Genomic DNA, 14,283 nt, shown 5'->3' with positions numbered 1-14,283 from the left:
CAAATGCAAGCAAATCAGTTTGCGACCCCTGTCACAGCCGGTTACACGGCGGTTTCCCGCGGCTCAGAAGGTCGTCCTGACCTCACCGACGGGCCGGTCGCCACCCAGGACGACGGGGCGTTCACGCAGCAGGTCCGCCTCCACGCCGGCCAGCTCGAGCATCCGGCCCATGACCGCGTAGAGCGGACGCTCGGCCCCGTCCTCGATCTTCAGCGCGAACGCCGAGCCATCGGCCAGCGCCACGACGTAGACGCTCTCGGCGCCGGACTTGGCGACCAGCCCGGGGACGGCCTCCATGAGCGCCCGCTCGGCGCGACCCGTGCCGCTGACGTACTCGGGGTGCGCGATCATCGCGGCGCGCAGCCGCTGGCCGGGCGAGCCCGCAGGCTCCTGCACGATGCGACCGATCGCCCGGGCGAGCTCCTGCAGCGGTGTCGCGAGCAAGGGGGCACCGCAGCCGTCGGTACCGATCGTCGAGGGAGGACCGTCGGTCAGCTCGGTGAAGGTCTCGGTGATGATCTGCTGCACCGGGTGGTCGGGCGCCAGGTAGGTCCGGACGTCCCAGTCGTTGACGACGCTGGTGAGCAGCATCGCGGCGTGCTTGCCCGAGCAGTCCATCAGGATCGGTGCGCGGACGCCGCCGGCGCGCAGCAGGTCGGCGTGCACGTGGGGGTCCAACGGATAGGACGGCGGCGTCTGCAGCGCCGACTCGTCGAGCCCGGCCAGGGCGAGGATCTCGCGCACGGCGTCGAGATGGAACGGCTCACCGGAGTGGCTCGCCGACGCGAGGGCGAGCAGTCGCCCGTCCAGCGGCAGGCCCGCCCGCAGCATGCCCATCGCCTGGATCGGCTTGTTCGCCGACCGCGGGAAGATCACCGTCCCGGGGTCGCCCAGCGACCACACGACCTCGCCGGACGGGTCCACCCGTACGGCCACGCCACGGTGACGGCTCTCCACGAGCCCTGAACGGACGACCTCTGCGAGTACTTCCACACGACGAGCCTACGACTCCCGAGGCCGCGGCAGCAGCCTGCGGACGGCACGGGGAGACGACCGACACGCAGTCAGTGTGATCCACGCCTCGCGAACAGGCTGTGGCGATGACTTAGGGTTTCCCCCATGCGTAAATCTCTTGTGGCCGTTATCGTCGGCTTCCTGGTCCTCACCGGGCTGCAGGCCATGCCGGCAAGCGCCGCCGCGAAGAAGCCGGCCAAGGTCGCGCTCGTGTCCTTCGTCAAGGCCGACTACGACCGCAAGTCCAACCGGACCAGCCTCTCGCTGGACTGGCCCGATGCCCGGCACGCCAAGAAGTACGAGATCTTCGTGTCCCGGTACTCCTCGATGAAGAAGGCCAAGAAGTACGTCCAGAAGTCGAGCAAGACCAGGATCAAGAAGCTCATCCGCGGCAAGGACTACTTCTTCCAGGTCCGTGGCGTCAACGGCAAGAAGCACGGCCCGAAGTCGGCCGTCGTGGGCCGCACCACGATCTTGCGGCCGGGTCCCTCGACCGGCCTCATGCCGATGCGCGTCATGACCTACAACGTCTGCAGCCGGGTGTGCGGCGACAACGGCTACCCGTGGATCTCGCGCCAGCCCGCCGTGTGGGAGCGCGCAACGTCCTCCGGTGCCGACGTGATCGCCACCCAGGAGGCCGACAACCTCGACGTGCTGCCCGGGTACACCCTTGCGGTCGACTTCAGCGCCAAGCAGATCTGGTACAACGCCGCACGCTTCGAGGTCCCCGGGGCGACGACCCCACCGGTCAGCTTCAAGCCGGCGACCGATCCGGTCACCAAGTGCCGCGTCTCGTCCGATCCGGCCGGTGCGACCGGTGAGATCTTCCTCGGACGCCACGGTGGTGGCTGCCGCTACGCCGTCTGGGCCGAGCTCGTCGAGCGGACCACGGGACGCAGCGTCCTGATGGTCAGCCTGCACACCGTCACCGGCAAGACCAAGGCCTCCGCCGACTACCGGCGTGCCGAGGTCAACCACATGATTGCCTCGATCAAGCAGGTCAACGCCAAGCGACTGCCGGTCGTCTACGCCGGCGACATCAACTCGCACCGTGAGACCAAGCCCAGCGACTCCGTCCGTCCGCCGCTGCACGCCGTCAAGCACTACGACGCCTTCGACCTGGCCCGCAACGTCACGGGGCAGCACCAGAGCAGCTACCAGGGCTTCAAGACCAAGCCCGTCATGAGCGTCAAGTGGGGCAACCACATCGACAAGGTGTGGGTCGACCCGTGGAAGGTGCGTGTCGACGCCTGGCGCAACTTCGAGCGGCTGGGTGCCAACGGCAACAGGGCGCAGCCGATCCCGTCCGATCACAGCCCGATCGTCGTGGACCTGCGCATCGGCTGATGCCCGTTCGCGTGGCGGGCGACCGCCCGCCACGCGCCCTAGAATTCAAGCACCCCGCCGTCTCGTTCCTGGAGTCTCGCCGTCGCCACCCGAAGAAGGATCGTTGCGCCGCAGCGTCGTGCCGGTCTCTCCCAGCGATCCCCCGCTCCCCGCCGTGTCGCAGGACGGCGCCGTCGACGAGGCGGCGGCCGTCTGCTGATCGTGCTGGTCAGCGTGCTGCTCCTCGGCGCGCTCGGCGGCGGGCTCGCCATGACCTACGCCGAGCAGGACCGGCTCGAGGCACCGACGGCCGTCTCGGCCAAGCCCCTGTCCCCCAACAGCGTGCAGATCGGCTGGGCCGGATCCGAGAACGTCGACTCGTACGTCGTCACGGTGGGCCAGGACCGCGCGCTCACCACCGCCGTCTCGACCGAGGTCCCGGCCACCGGCACGCAGGTCACGCTGACGGACGTCACCCCGACCACGCCGGGCACCGACCGGTTCTTCCGTGTCGACGCGGTCCGCGACGGGGAGGTGCGCTCGTCCCGCACCGGCCGCTTCGCACTCGTGCCCGGGCCCGTGCGCGGCGTCAAGGTCACCGCGGCATCGGCCGGCGGGTTCCGCGCCGAGTGGAAGCCGGTCGACAACGCGCGCCAGTTCGATATCACGATCGCCCGCAACAAGTCGCTCACGAAGGCTGCCAGCACGGTCCGGACGGTCGGCGGAGCGACCGAGCTGGTGTCCAAGGGACTCCAACCGGCCACGAAGTACTGGTTCGGGGTCCGCGGGGTCAACGGAGACCAGATCGGCGAGCCCAGCAAGCCTGTCGCGTTCCGCACCGGCGTGCGCGAGTCGTCGTTCCGGGTCGCGACGTGGAACGTCTGTTCGGAGAAGTGCTCGGGCTATGCCGGCCGGGCACGCACCATGGCGCAGTTCCTGAACGCCAACGAGGTCGACATCTTCGGGCTCCAGGAGGCCGGCGGCGTGCGGGTCGGCGCAGTCACCAACTCGATCTTCTCGGGCGGGTCACAAGGCTTCGTCCGCGCCGACGGCGGCGCCAAGGCCCGCTACATCTTCTACCGACCCGAGCTGTTCGAGCAGCTCAGCGGCGGCAGCTTCGACATCGGCGACGGGCGCGACACGACCTGGGCCAAGTTCCGCGTCCGCACGACCGACCGAGTCTTCTACTTCGTCGACGTGCACCTGGACAATGGCAAGGACAAGGCGGCCAACGCCCGGCGTGCGCGGGAGACCGACCGGATGCTGGCCCAGATGGCCCTGATCAACGACACGGACAAGCCGATGATCTACGCCGGCGACTTCAACTCCGGCACCCATCGGCCCGAGGACGCCCCGGGCGTCAAGATGCGTGCGGCCGGTCTCGCCAACGCCCGGCTGCTCACCAAGGACGTCACCAACGCCCGGATCAACAGCGGGCACACGTTCAGCACCTCGGTGCTGGCCTCGGGGGCGCTGATCGACCACGTGTGGGTCACGCCGGACTTCGAGGTCGACTCCTGGTCGCAGCTCGTCCGGATCACGAACGGCCGCTACACGACGCCCGTCGTCTCCGACCACAACGCCATCAGCGCCGTCGTGGCCCTGGATGCGCGATCGGTGTCGCTGGGCGCCCCGACGCCGACCCAGCCGTTGCCGGCGACCGGGACAGCCCCGGCCGCCCCGGCTCCGTAGCCCTCCGGCTCGTTAGGATGACGCGCGTGACGTCGCCGGAGAATCTTGACTCGTTCCACGCAGTGATCCCGGCCGGCGGTGCCGGCACCCGGCTGTGGCCGCTCTCGCGCGCCTCCCGGCCCAAGTTCCTGCTGGACCTGGACGGCTCCGGGCGCTCACTGTTGCAGCAGACCTGGGACCGGCTCAACGACCTCGTCCCCGCCGAGCGCATCCATGTCGTCACCGGCGCCGCGCACGCCGCCGCCATCCAGGAGCAGCTGCCCGAGCTGACCAGCCTGTTCGTGGAGCCGTCACCACGTGACTCGATGCCCGCGATCGGCCTGGCCGCCGCGGTGATCGGCGCCGCCCACCCCGATGCGATCATCGGCTCGTTCGCCGCCGATCACATCATCGACGACCAGGTGTCGTTCGCCGAGGCCATCGGCCAGGCCGTCTGCGTCGCGCGCTCGGGGCTGGTCACGACGGTCGGCATCACGCCCACCGGACCGTCCACGGCTTTCGGCTACATCCAGTCCGGCGAGCGGCTCGCCGTCGAGGGGGCCGAGTCGGCCTGCGCCGTCACGTCCTTCGTCGAGAAGCCCGACGCCGCCACCGCCACGGCCTATGTCGCCAGCGGCGCCTACAGCTGGAACGGCGGGATGTTCGTGACCCGCACCGACGTCCTGCTGGGCCACCTCGCCCGCCTGCAGCCCGGCCTGCACGAGGGGCTGTCGCGCATCGCCGCGGCGTGGGCCGCACCCGAGCGGCAGGACGTCCTCGACGCCACCTGGCCGGCCCTCACCAAGATCGCGATCGACCACGCCATCGCCGAGCCCGTGGCCCTGGAGGGTGGCATGGCCGTCGTCCCGGGCGAGTTCACGTGGGACGACGTGGGTGACTTCGCCGCGCTGCAGGATGTCGGGGCCGCCTCGTCGCCCGAGACGATCTGGGTCGACGCGGGTGGCCTGGCGATCTCCGAGGACGGCACGACCATCGCGGTCGTCGGGCTGGACGACGTGATCGTCGTCCGCACCGATGACGCCCTGCTGGTCGTGGCCCGCGATCACGCGCAGCAGGTCAAGTCCGTCGTCGCCGAGCTCAAGCGCCGGGGCCGGGACGACCTCGTCTGAGCTCCCGCTCGCCGTAGGTCGCCACCAGGTCGACCAGGTGGCCCACCGGCACGTCCGGGTCGGCCCGGTAGGCCTGGGCCACCTCACCCGTGCCGATGACCCGGATGTCCCCGTCTTCGGGACCGGCGTAGACCGATTCGCCGCGCCCCAGCTTGATGTGCTGGCCGGACGCGTTGAACAGCTCGACCTCGCCGCCCGTGCACACCACGATCCGGCGGGACGCCGACGGCAGCAGGGTGCCTTCGGGCTCGGCCTTCGAGCACTGGCTGACCGCGAGGGCGAACTCCTCGACATCGGGGTTGAACACATCGGTGGAGAAGCCGAAGGGCTCAGGGGTCACGCGAGCCAGCCGCGACATGCCCTCCTCGAGGCACTGGACCAGGCCCTGCGGGTCCAGCGCCTTGGTGGTCAGGCCCGCGCGCAGCACGTTGTCCGAGGCAGCCATGACCTCCAGGCACATGCCCTTGAGGTGCGCGTGGATGATGCCGGCGCCGAGGAATGCCGCCTCCCCCGGCTGCAGCGTCAGCCGGTTGAGCGCCAGCGAGATGATCACACCGATGTCGTCGGGGTAGTACTCCGCGATCTCCAGGGCCGTGACATAGGCCCGCTTGACGTCGACGCCGGAGTCGACGAGCTCGCGGCACGCCTGGACGACCGCAGCGATCTCGCCGGGGCGGACGCCCTCGGTCAGCAGCCGCTCCACCAACCGCACGACACCCCGGAAACCCGGCATGGAGTGCAGCTCGTCGGCGAGGCGCTCGGTCAGCGGCGTGTCGAGGCCGTGCAGCACCCGCAGGATCTCGGCCGTCGGCCGAAAGCCCACGAGCGTGTCGAACGTGGTCAGCGCGTAGGCCATCTCCGGCTTGTGGGACGCGTCCTTGTACGTGCGGTGCGGCGCGTCGAGAGGGACGCCTGCCGCCTCCTCGGCCGCGAATCCGGCCCGTGCGATCGCAGCGTTCGGGTGGACCTGCAACGACAGCGGCCGGTCGGCGGCGAGGATCTTGAACATGAACGGCAGCTCGCCGGCGACCTCGGACAGCGGCACCTCGACGTCATCGGGGCCGATCACGGTGGACTGCCCCAGCGGATGGGTCCCCATCCAGACCTCGGCCATGCGTCCCCCGTCGGGCTCCTGCCCCAGGAACCGCGGGATGTCCGACGCGGATCCCCAGTCGTACGCGCGAGACGCGTTGTCGAGCAGGTACATCCGCTGAACCCCTGTCGTGTACTTCGTGGCAGGGGTTCAGTCTAGGGCGTCGAAGGTTCCCCCATCGACGGCTACTTGTGGCGTGGCTTACGGGTGGAGTCGCCGGTCGGGGCGTCGCCGGAGCGCGGGCTCTTCTTCGTGTACGACTCCCGGTCAGCGGCCCGCGACGGGTACGGACGGTTCTCGTGGGACTTCTTGTAGGGCTTGCGGTCCTCGCGGGTGCGACGGATCGGCGGGCCGGAGTCGGGCTGCAGGTCGATCAGCTTGCCCGAGATCCGGGTGTTGGCCAGCGCCTCGAACACCGCGTCGGGCAGATCGGCGGGCAGCTCGACGAGCGTGTGGTCCTGACCGATCGTGATCTTGCCGAAGTCCGAGCGCTTCAGGCTGCCCTCGTTGGCCAGTGCACCGACGATCGCCGACGGACCGACCTTGTGACGCTTGCCGACCGCGACGCGGTACACCGCAGCCCCCTCGGCGGGCAGACGGTCGCTGCGACCGAATCCGGCCGGCTTCTTGCGACCCTCGCCGCTCCACTCCTCGCGCTCGACGCGCGCACGCGGCGCCGCCTTGGGCGGGTCGGGACGCAGGAAGAAGTCCTTGTCGGCCTGGCTCATGACGGCCAGGGCCGCGGCGACGTCCGTCATCGAGACGTCGTTCTCGCTGGCGTACTCCTCCACCAGCGCCCGGAAGGCGTGGAACTGCGGTGAGCCCATGCTGGAGGTGATGGCCTGGGCGAACCGGCCGGCGCGACGCTCGTTGACCTCCTCGGCCGACGGGACGCTCATCTCCTCGACCGGGCGACCCGAGACCTTCTCGATCGCCGACAGCATGCGGCGCTCGCGCGGCGTGACGAACAAGATCGCCTCGCCGGTACGTCCGGCGCGACCCGTGCGGCCGATGCGGTGGACGTACGCCTCGGTGTCGTGCGGGATGTCGTAGTTGATGACGTGGGTGATGCGCTCGACGTCCAGGCCGCGGGCGGCGACATCGGTCGCGACGATGATGTCGATCTGGCCACCCTTGAGCTGGGAGACGGTGCGCTCACGCTGGGCCTGGACGAGATCACCGTTCAGGGCCGCGGCGGTGTAGCCGCGCGTGCGCAGCTTCTCCGCGACCTCCTCGGTGGCCGACTTGGTGCGGACGAACACGATCATGCCGTCGCCCGTCTCGACCTCCAGCAGACGCGTGAGGGCGTCGAGCTTGTGGTGGTGCGAGACCTGGATCCAGCGCTGGCGGACCGTCGCGGTCGAGGTGGTGGCCTTGGGGGTCGCGATGTCGACCGGGTCGTGCAGGTACTTCTTGGCCAGGCTGCGGATCATCTTGGGCATCGTGGCCGAGAACAGGGCGACCTGCTTGTACTCGGGGGTGTCGGCCAGGATGCGCTCGACGTCCTCCGCGAAGCCCATGTTGAGCATCTCGTCGGCCTCGTCCAGGACCAGGAACTCCAGCGCCGTCAGGTCCAGGCTGCCGCGCTCCAGGTGGTCGATGACGCGTCCCGGCGTACCGACGACGATGTGCGCGCCGCGCTGCAGACCCTGCAGCTGGAAGCCGTAGCCCTGTCCGCCGTACACCGGCAGCACGCGGATGCCGGGCATGTTGACCGCATACGTGGCGATGGCCTCGCAGACCTGCAGCGCGAGCTCGCGGGTCGGGGCCAGGACGATGGCCTGCGTCTTGCTGTTCTTCGGATCGATCTTCTGCAGGATCGGCAGCGCGAACGCGGCGGTCTTGCCGGTGCCGGTCTGCGCGAGGCCGACGACGTCCTTGCCCTCGAGCATGGTCGGGATGGCCTTCGCCTGGATCGGCGTGGGGGTCTCGTAGCCCAGCGCCGACAGGCGCTCGACGAGGACGTCGATCAGGCCGAGGTCGGCGAAGGTCGGTGTCTCAACGGGAATTTCGGTGGTCATGGGTGCTCCTGGGTCGTGTCACGCGGGACCAGATCGGCCGGGACCGGTGCAACCTCACAGTCGACAGGCAAATACACGCGCAGTACCCACGGTATCGGTCCACCCCGCGATCCGAGAAACCCGCAGGACGTGCTTCCGGACTCACTGCCCGTCAGGCCGGGCCGAACCGGACCGACTAGGGCGCGTCCTGGGGTGTCGCCACCAGGGCGTTGAGCCGGTCGGCGATCCGCGTGACGGCCGCGTCGATCTGATCGGCTGTCGCTCGGTGGACGTCCGGACCGCGACGGTACGGGTCCTTGACGTCGGCATCGGCCGGCGCGAGGCTGCGCCGCATGGCCGCCTCGGCGACAAGTGCGCGCGGGTCTGGGGCGTCGACCAGGTCGGTGAGCTCGGCGAACTCCACCAGGGTGAAGCTGCGGCGCAGCGCCTGCGGGGTGAGCGCCAGGACCGCCGACCGGTGCTCACGCGTCGCGGTCAGGACCAGATCGGCGGAGGTGACGAGCCGGGAGCTGATCGGGTGCGACTCGAACGAGTCGGCTGAGTGGCCAAGCCTCGTCAGCTCCGCGGCGGCGGCCGGGTCCATCGGCTTGCGGTCCCATCCGCGGACGCCGGCGCTGGCCACCTCGAAGCGGGTCTCGTCGAGCCGGGCACGCAGCAGGATCTCCATGAGGGGCGACCGACAGATGTTGGCGGTGCAGACCGCCAGGATCGAGAACACGCCGTCGCTCATCAGGACAGGACCGGTCGCACGTGCAGGCCGGCCTCGGGGTCGACCAGGACCTCCTGGGCCGCAGCGACGCCATCGGCCAACAGGGTGGCACCGACGTCGACGTTGCGCTTGACCATCGCCAGTGCGATCGGGCCGAGCTCGTGGTGGCGGGCAGCGGTGCCCACGAAGCCCACCCGGACGCCGTCCAGGGTGACGTCAGCGCCGTGCGGGGGCAGGTGGTCGACCGAGCCGTCCAGCAGCAGCCTGACCAGCCGCCGCGGCGGACGTCCGAGGGTGTGGACGCGCGCGACCGTCTCCTGACCGCGGTAGCAGCCCTTGTCCAGGTGCACCGCGACGCCGAGCAGACCGACCTCGTTGGGGATCGTCTTGTCATCGGTGTCCAGCCCGATGCGCACCATCCCCGCCTCGATGCGCAGGGCCTCCCAGGCCCACAGGCCCACGGGGTCACCCAGCTCCGCGGGCAGCTCGGGCAGGGACACCCGCGGGACGATCCGCCACGTGAGGCCAGGCAGGCCGATGACGGCCCACTCGTCGGTCACGAGCTGCACGTCGACCTGCATGAAGAACTTCATCCGGTCCAGGAACTCCACCAGGGCGGCGCCGGCGCCGGGCTCGGTGTGCGCCCAGAACGTCTCACCGTCGTCGATCCCGGAGAAGCCGTGCTCGATCCGGCCCTGCGGTGACAGGAGCAGCACCTCGGTGGGAACGGCGGGTGCCAGGTTCTCCAGGAACTGCGTCGTCAAGGAGTGCAGCCAGGTCAGCCGGTCCGGTCCGCTGATCGTGACGACATCGCGGTGCGACAGGTCGACGAACGTCCCACCGGCCACGAGCCGGCGCTGCTCCGCCGTGATCGCGCCGTAGTGCGCGGCGACCGCGTTGTCGGGGGCGTCACCGGCGACGGCGCCGTGAATGGCGAGCAACGGGCTGTCAGACACGCTTGAGCCGTCCCCACAGGTGCGACTGCATCTGCTGGCCCTCGGCGGCCATGTCGTAGGCGTACATCAGGTCGCCGTCGACCAGCCCGTACATCCGGTGACCGGCGGTGTACTCCTTGGCGGTCGAGGTGCGGGCCACCAGATCGGTCGCGAGCGTGATGCGCGCCCCCTCGACCTCCCCGTACCAGACCTCGGCGTAGCCGGTGGGGTGTGCCAGCACGAGCTCGAGCTGCCCGTCTCCGGCCGGACGCAGGAAGCCGGTCTCGAGGGCGCCGGGGCGCACGCGCTCGCCCGACTCGTCGGTGATCCAGGTGCGACTGAAGTAGTGCAGGAACGGCCGGCCGTCGTGGGCGAAGATGACGTCCTGCTCGTACGAGAACGGATCGATCGTCGGGTAGTCGCCCTGCCCGTTGCCGTGCCAGTTGCCGAGCAACCACACGACCGGCATCAGATCGGGATGAAGGTCGGACGGGATCTCGAACGGCATGGTCTCGATCCTACTGCTCGCCACTAGGCTCGCGGCATGAGAGCGGTGGTGCAACGGGTCACGCGGGCAAGCGTCGAGACAGACGGTCGCACGGTCGGCGAGATCGGGACCGGTCTCATGGTGCTGCTGGGCGTGACCCACGACGACACGATCGAGACCGCGGACAGGCTGGCGGCGAAGATCTGGACGCTGCGGATCATGGACGAGGAGAAGTCCGCCGCCGACCTGGGGGCGGGCATCCTGGTCGTCAGCCAGTTCACCCTCTACGGCGATGCCCGCAAGGGCCGCCGGCCGTCGTGGACCGCCGCCGCGCCGGGGCCGGTCGCCGAGCCGATCTACGACCACTTCTGCCAGGCGCTGCGCGATCTGGGGGCCACGGTCGCCGAGGGCGTCTTCGGCGCGGACATGGCCATCACGCTGACCAACGACGGCCCCACGACCCTCCTGCTGGAGATGTGACAAACGCCCGTTGAGCCACCACGCCCGTTGAGCCTGTCGAAACGTCGCTTCGCCCGTTGAGCTTGTCGAAACGTCGCTTCGCCCGTTGAGCTTGTCGAAACGTCGCTACGCCCGTTGAGCTTGTCGAAACGTCGCTTCGCCCGTTGAGCTTGTCGAAACGTCCGCTTCGACAGGCTCAACGGGCGTTTCGACAAGCTCAACCGGCGTTGTCGGTCAGACCGCGACCGCGACCTCCGCGACGACGCCCTTGGCGGCCGTCACCGAGCTGTCGACCGACACCGCCTTCGGGGCGAGGGTGCGCAGCGTCCACTCGCCGGGTCCGGCGAAGAAGCGGAACTGTCCGGTGGCCGAGGTCGGGACCTCGGCGGTGAACTCGCCCGTGCGATCGAGCAGACGCACGTACGCATTGCCGACCGGCTGGCCGTCACGCGTGACGACGCCCTGGATGACGGCCTGGTTCGCCACGTCGACACCCTCGAGGCTGGGGCCACCCTTGACCGCGCCGCACATCAGGCGACACCCGGCTCGTCGCCCAGGGCGACCGGCACGCCGCGCAGCGAGCCGTACTCGCTCCACGATCCGTCGTAGTTCTTGACGTTGTCGTAGCCCAGGATCTCCTTGAGCACGAACCACGTGTGCGAGCTGCGCTCGCCGATGCGGCAGTACGCGATGGTGTCCTTGCCCTCGTCGAGGCCGGCACCGGCGTACAGCGCCTTGAGCTCGTCGTCGCTGCGGAACGTGCCGTCGTCGTTCGCGGCCTTGCTCCACGGCACGTTGCCCGCGGTGGGGATGTGACCGCCGATCTGGGCGGCCTCCTGCGGCAGGTGCGCGGGGGCCAGGAGGCGTCCGGCGAACTCGTCGGGGCTGCGGACGTCGATCAGGTTCTTGGTCCCGATGGCGTCGATGACCTCGTCGCGGTAGGCGCGGATCGACGTGTCGGCGTCCTTGGCCGTGTACGTCGTGGCCGGGCGGTCGACCACGTCGGTGCTCAGCTCGCGGGAGTCGAGCTCCCACTTCTTGCGGCCGCCGTCGAGCAGACGCAGGTTCTCGTGGCCGTAGTACTTCAGGTACCAGTACGCGTAGGCGGCGAACCAGTTGTTGTTGCCGCCGTAGAAGACCACGGTGTCGTCGTTGCCGATGCCCTTGGCCGACAGCAGCGCCTCGAGCTTGTCCTTGGAGACGAAGTCGTGACGGACGCCGTCCTGGAGATCCTTCTTCCAGTCCAGCTTCACGGCGCCGGGGATGTGGCCCTTGTCGTACGCCTCGGTGTCCTCGTCGACCTCGACGAGAACGACCTTCGGGTCGCCCAGGTGCTCCTCGACCCAGTCTGCAGTGACGAGCGCAGAATCGCGGCTCATATTACCTCCGTTGTGCCCGGCTGGGCGTTGGTTGGAATGTTGATTTCGAGTGGTTCAGGGACGGTTCAGGCGCCGGCCGGCGAGAGCCGGCGCAGCACCAGGTACAGCTCGCAGCCCAGGCACAGGCCGACGACCGCATTGAGCAGGGCGGCCACGAGCGCGAAGCCCGTCGCGACCAGCGCCACGGTCGTCGCGCCGGCGAGCAGCGCCACCAGGGCGACACCGGTGAAGACGAGGCCGACGACCTGCGCGAAGCGCGGCGGCCGGGAGTCCTCGAGCTCGACCGGCGGACCGATGCGCGGACGCACCAGCCGCTGGTACAGCACCGCATACGGCGACACCCCGAGCCCGATGCCGGCGGCGACCGCGAAGACCGCGACCTGCACGGCCAGCAGGATCGTGCGCACGGTCTCGGACGGGATCAGCAGCACAGCGGCCAGGACGACGGCGGTGATGGCCGCGACGACCCGAAGACCGCGTGGGTCCACCTGGGTGGGCTGGGACATGATGCTCCTGCGCGAGGGTGGGCACGACCTGTTCGAAGGCAGGCGTGCCCGGGCTGATGGGGGCGATCGATCAGCGTGCGCGACACAGCGACGAGCGCGTGCGGCAGTTGTCCACTGCACGTCGGCGCGTCAGGTGTGTCGTCCGGAACATGGGTCCAGCGTAGGGGCACGTCGTCGTCGGCACACCCATTGATCCCATCATGTGGACAGTCGTCTCACATGGTGGCGTCTGAGCCCGGTTGACACCGAAAACTCGTCGTGCGCGGACGTCAGGTCAGCCGACGGCCCGGTCCAGCGCCGCCAGGACCTGCTCACGACGCGGGAGTCCCGAGGCCCGGGTCGTCACCGCCCCGTCGGCGTCCAGCACCAGGACGGTCGGGGTCCGCATGATGTCGAGGTCGCGCACGAGCTGCAGGTTGTCCTCGGCGTCGATCTCGACGGTGACCACGCCCGGGACCTTCGCGGCCACATCGGCCAGCAGCACCCGCGTCGCCCGGCACGGGCTGCAGAAGGCGCTGGAGAACTGGACCATCGTCGCGCGCTCACCGAGCGGCACGCCGATCTGCTCCGCGGTCAGCCGCTCGCGGTCGTCCGGCTGCGGGGACGCCGAGAAGCGGCCGTTCTTCCAGCGCATCAGGGCCGCGACGGCGGCCGCGCCCACGAGGGCGGCGAGCAGGACGAGGAGGCCGGTCACCGGATCAGCCTACGCGCGGGCTGCTCCATCACCGCAGGGACGGAACCGTCAGGAGCTGACCGCCGAGGTACGCCGCCGGGGCGGCGAAGGCCACCGCGAGTGCTCCGGGGAATCCCCACTGGGCTGCCGGCTGCAGGTTGCCCCGCGCGATGACGCGGGCCACCGCCTGGCCGAGGATCGCGAACAGCGCCGCGGCCGCGCCGACCACGACGCCGAAGAACACCGTCATGGTCGAGTCGACCGTCGCGGCGACGGCGGCACCACCGCCAGCACCAGCCACGGTCGACACGCCGATGCACACCCAGCGGTCGATCGGCAGCATCCACGCGAGCAGCCCGGCACCCAGCCCGGCGGCGGCCACGGCGACGGCATCGGCATCGCCCAGCGACTGCACCGTGCCGATCCATCCCGCGGCCAGCGCGGCGACGACCGCCAGCGTCACCGCGTACGACACCGACTGCACGAGCTGCTGGCGGCCGTCCTTGCGCAGCATCTGCGCGATCAGCGCCGCGAACAGTGCGACCGCGACCGCCGGCAGGATCGCCGACAGCATCCCGGTGTCGGAGGCACCGAGCACATCGGACGACGTGCCGTCCGCGCCGCCCAGCAGATCGGGCTCGAGGGTCAGCACGGTCGCGACGACCCCGGCCAGGACCGCCGGCACGAAACGCGGCGACGGCACGACCGTGCCGGCCGGGGTCAGCAGCGGCGGGGAGACCGCGACGAGGACCTGGACGAGCACCACCGCGACACCGACGAGAACCGGATCGGCGTACGCCGCCAAGGTGATGACCCCGGCGAGTGCGAGGGACAGCAGCGTGGATCCGAGTCGTGACACCTCACGAATGATGCCAGTCGC

At 70.0% G+C, this 14,283-nt stretch carries 15 protein-coding genes; 4 read left to right on the top strand and 11 right to left on the bottom strand.

Features of this window, described 5'->3' with window-relative positions; translation table 11 throughout:
* Window positions 1-63: 63 nt before the first annotated feature.
* A complete protein-coding gene (locus NQV15_RS02420) occupies window positions 64-993 on the bottom strand; it encodes an asparaginase (protein WP_232398012.1) in 930 nt (309 codons plus the stop codon).
* 126 nt (window positions 994-1,119) lie between these two features.
* On the opposite strand from NQV15_RS02420, the gene NQV15_RS02415 reads away from it, so the two are divergent.
* The 3 genes from NQV15_RS02415 (at window position 1,120) to NQV15_RS02405 (ending at window position 5,141) form a co-directional block, all read left to right on the top strand.
* Entirely contained in the window at window positions 1,120-2,361 is a 1,242-nt protein-coding gene (locus NQV15_RS02415; RefSeq protein WP_232398011.1) for a hypothetical protein, read from the top strand.
* 201 nt (window positions 2,362-2,562) lie between these two features.
* Window positions 2,563-4,032: a fibronectin type III domain-containing protein gene (locus NQV15_RS02410; RefSeq protein ID WP_232398010.1), complete on the top strand. Its 1,470-nt coding sequence runs from the start codon at window positions 2,563-2,565 to the stop codon at window positions 4,030-4,032.
* A gap of 26 nt (window positions 4,033-4,058) precedes the next feature.
* Window positions 4,059-5,141: a mannose-1-phosphate guanylyltransferase gene (locus NQV15_RS02405; protein WP_232398009.1), complete on the top strand. Its 1,083-nt coding sequence runs from the start codon at window positions 4,059-4,061 to the stop codon at window positions 5,139-5,141.
* On the opposite strand, the gene manA is transcribed toward NQV15_RS02405, so the two are convergent.
* From manA to NQV15_RS02380, 5 genes are all read right to left on the bottom strand, one after another.
* Window positions 5,110-6,348, bottom strand: coding sequence for a mannose-6-phosphate isomerase, class I (gene manA / locus NQV15_RS02400; protein WP_232398008.1), 1,239 nt, complete (start codon window positions 6,346-6,348; stop codon window positions 5,110-5,112). The two genes, NQV15_RS02405 and manA, sit on opposite strands and share 32 nt — an antisense overlap.
* A 71-nt stretch (window positions 6,349-6,419) precedes the next feature.
* The gene (locus NQV15_RS02395; RefSeq protein ID WP_232398007.1) at window positions 6,420-8,255 is read right to left on the bottom strand and encodes a DEAD/DEAH box helicase; all 1,836 of its coding nucleotides are present in this window, start codon (window positions 8,253-8,255) and stop codon (window positions 6,420-6,422) included.
* Window positions 8,256-8,430: 175 nt separating this feature from the next.
* Window positions 8,431-8,985: an arsenate reductase/protein-tyrosine-phosphatase family protein gene (locus NQV15_RS02390; RefSeq protein ID WP_255669591.1), complete on the bottom strand. Its 555-nt coding sequence runs from the start codon at window positions 8,983-8,985 to the stop codon at window positions 8,431-8,433.
* On the bottom strand, window positions 8,985-9,920 hold the full coding sequence (ygfZ, locus tag NQV15_RS02385) for a CAF17-like 4Fe-4S cluster assembly/insertion protein YgfZ (protein WP_232398006.1): 936 nt from the start codon (window positions 9,918-9,920) through the stop codon (window positions 8,985-8,987). Before ygfZ ends, NQV15_RS02390 begins: the two co-directional genes overlap by 1 nt.
* Window positions 9,913-10,407 carry an FABP family protein gene (locus NQV15_RS02380; RefSeq protein ID WP_232398005.1) on the bottom strand — a complete coding sequence of 165 codons (495 nt, stop codon included), beginning with the start codon at window positions 10,405-10,407 and terminating at the stop codon, window positions 9,913-9,915. Before NQV15_RS02380 ends, ygfZ begins: the two co-directional genes overlap by 8 nt.
* Before the next feature lie 36 nt (window positions 10,408-10,443).
* Between NQV15_RS02380 and dtd the strand changes: the two genes are divergently transcribed.
* Window positions 10,444-10,866 (top strand): D-aminoacyl-tRNA deacylase, encoded by a 423-nt coding sequence (dtd, locus tag NQV15_RS02375; RefSeq protein ID WP_232398004.1) that lies wholly within the window; start codon window positions 10,444-10,446, stop codon window positions 10,864-10,866.
* A 213-nt stretch (window positions 10,867-11,079) separates the two neighbouring features.
* Here the strand turns inward: dtd and NQV15_RS02370 are convergent, their stop codons facing one another.
* From NQV15_RS02370 to NQV15_RS02350, 5 genes are all read right to left on the bottom strand, one after another.
* A complete protein-coding gene (locus NQV15_RS02370; protein WP_232398003.1) occupies window positions 11,080-11,376 on the bottom strand; it encodes a DUF1416 domain-containing protein in 297 nt (98 codons plus the stop codon).
* On the bottom strand, window positions 11,376-12,224 hold the full coding sequence (locus NQV15_RS02365) for a sulfurtransferase (protein ID WP_232398002.1): 849 nt from the start codon (window positions 12,222-12,224) through the stop codon (window positions 11,376-11,378). Before NQV15_RS02365 ends, NQV15_RS02370 begins: the two co-directional genes overlap by 1 nt.
* A 65-nt stretch (window positions 12,225-12,289) precedes the next feature.
* On the bottom strand, window positions 12,290-12,730 hold the full coding sequence (locus NQV15_RS02360) for a DUF4395 domain-containing protein (protein ID WP_232398001.1): 441 nt from the start codon (window positions 12,728-12,730) through the stop codon (window positions 12,290-12,292).
* Between the two features lie 274 nt (window positions 12,731-13,004).
* Complete coding sequence (locus NQV15_RS02355; protein ID WP_232398000.1) at window positions 13,005-13,424, bottom strand: TlpA family protein disulfide reductase; 420 nt, start codon at window positions 13,422-13,424, stop codon at window positions 13,005-13,007.
* 28 nt (window positions 13,425-13,452) lie between these two features.
* Window positions 13,453-14,262 carry a hypothetical protein gene (locus tag NQV15_RS02350; RefSeq protein WP_232397999.1) on the bottom strand — a complete coding sequence of 270 codons (810 nt, stop codon included), beginning with the start codon at window positions 14,260-14,262 and terminating at the stop codon, window positions 13,453-13,455.
* Between the last annotated feature and the right edge of the window lie 21 nt (window positions 14,263-14,283).

Origin of the sequence: Aeromicrobium wangtongii (assembly GCF_024584515.1) — a bacterium.
In the GTDB taxonomy this organism is placed as follows: Bacteria; Actinomycetota; Actinomycetes; order Propionibacteriales; family Nocardioidaceae; genus Aeromicrobium; species Aeromicrobium wangtongii.
The sequence above is the reverse complement of the archived record's forward strand: the minus strand, read 5'-3'. Positions and strand labels throughout refer to the sequence as shown.

Coding starts and splice junctions, on each gene's coding strand:
- NQV15_RS02415 (WP_232398011.1), top strand. CDS start 1,120: ATGCGTAAATCTCTTGTGGCCGTTATCGTCGGCTTCCTGGTCCTCACC.
- manA (WP_232398008.1), bottom strand. CDS start 6,348: ATGTACCTGCTCGACAACGCGTCTCGCGCGTACGACTGGGGATCCGCG.
- NQV15_RS02395 (WP_232398007.1), bottom strand. CDS start 8,255: ATGACCACCGAAATTCCCGTTGAGACACCGACCTTCGCCGACCTCGGC.
- NQV15_RS02390 (WP_255669591.1), bottom strand. CDS start 8,985: ATGAGCGACGGCGTGTTCTCGATCCTGGCGGTCTGCACCGCCAACATC.
- NQV15_RS02380 (WP_232398005.1), bottom strand. CDS start 10,407: ATGCCGTTCGAGATCCCGTCCGACCTTCATCCCGATCTGATGCCGGTC.
- dtd (WP_232398004.1), top strand. CDS start 10,444: ATGAGAGCGGTGGTGCAACGGGTCACGCGGGCAAGCGTCGAGACAGAC.
- NQV15_RS02370 (WP_232398003.1), bottom strand. CDS start 11,376: ATGTGCGGCGCGGTCAAGGGTGGCCCCAGCCTCGAGGGTGTCGACGTG.
- NQV15_RS02365 (WP_232398002.1), bottom strand. CDS start 12,224: ATGAGCCGCGATTCTGCGCTCGTCACTGCAGACTGGGTCGAGGAGCAC.
- NQV15_RS02360 (WP_232398001.1), bottom strand. CDS start 12,730: ATGTCCCAGCCCACCCAGGTGGACCCACGCGGTCTTCGGGTCGTCGCG.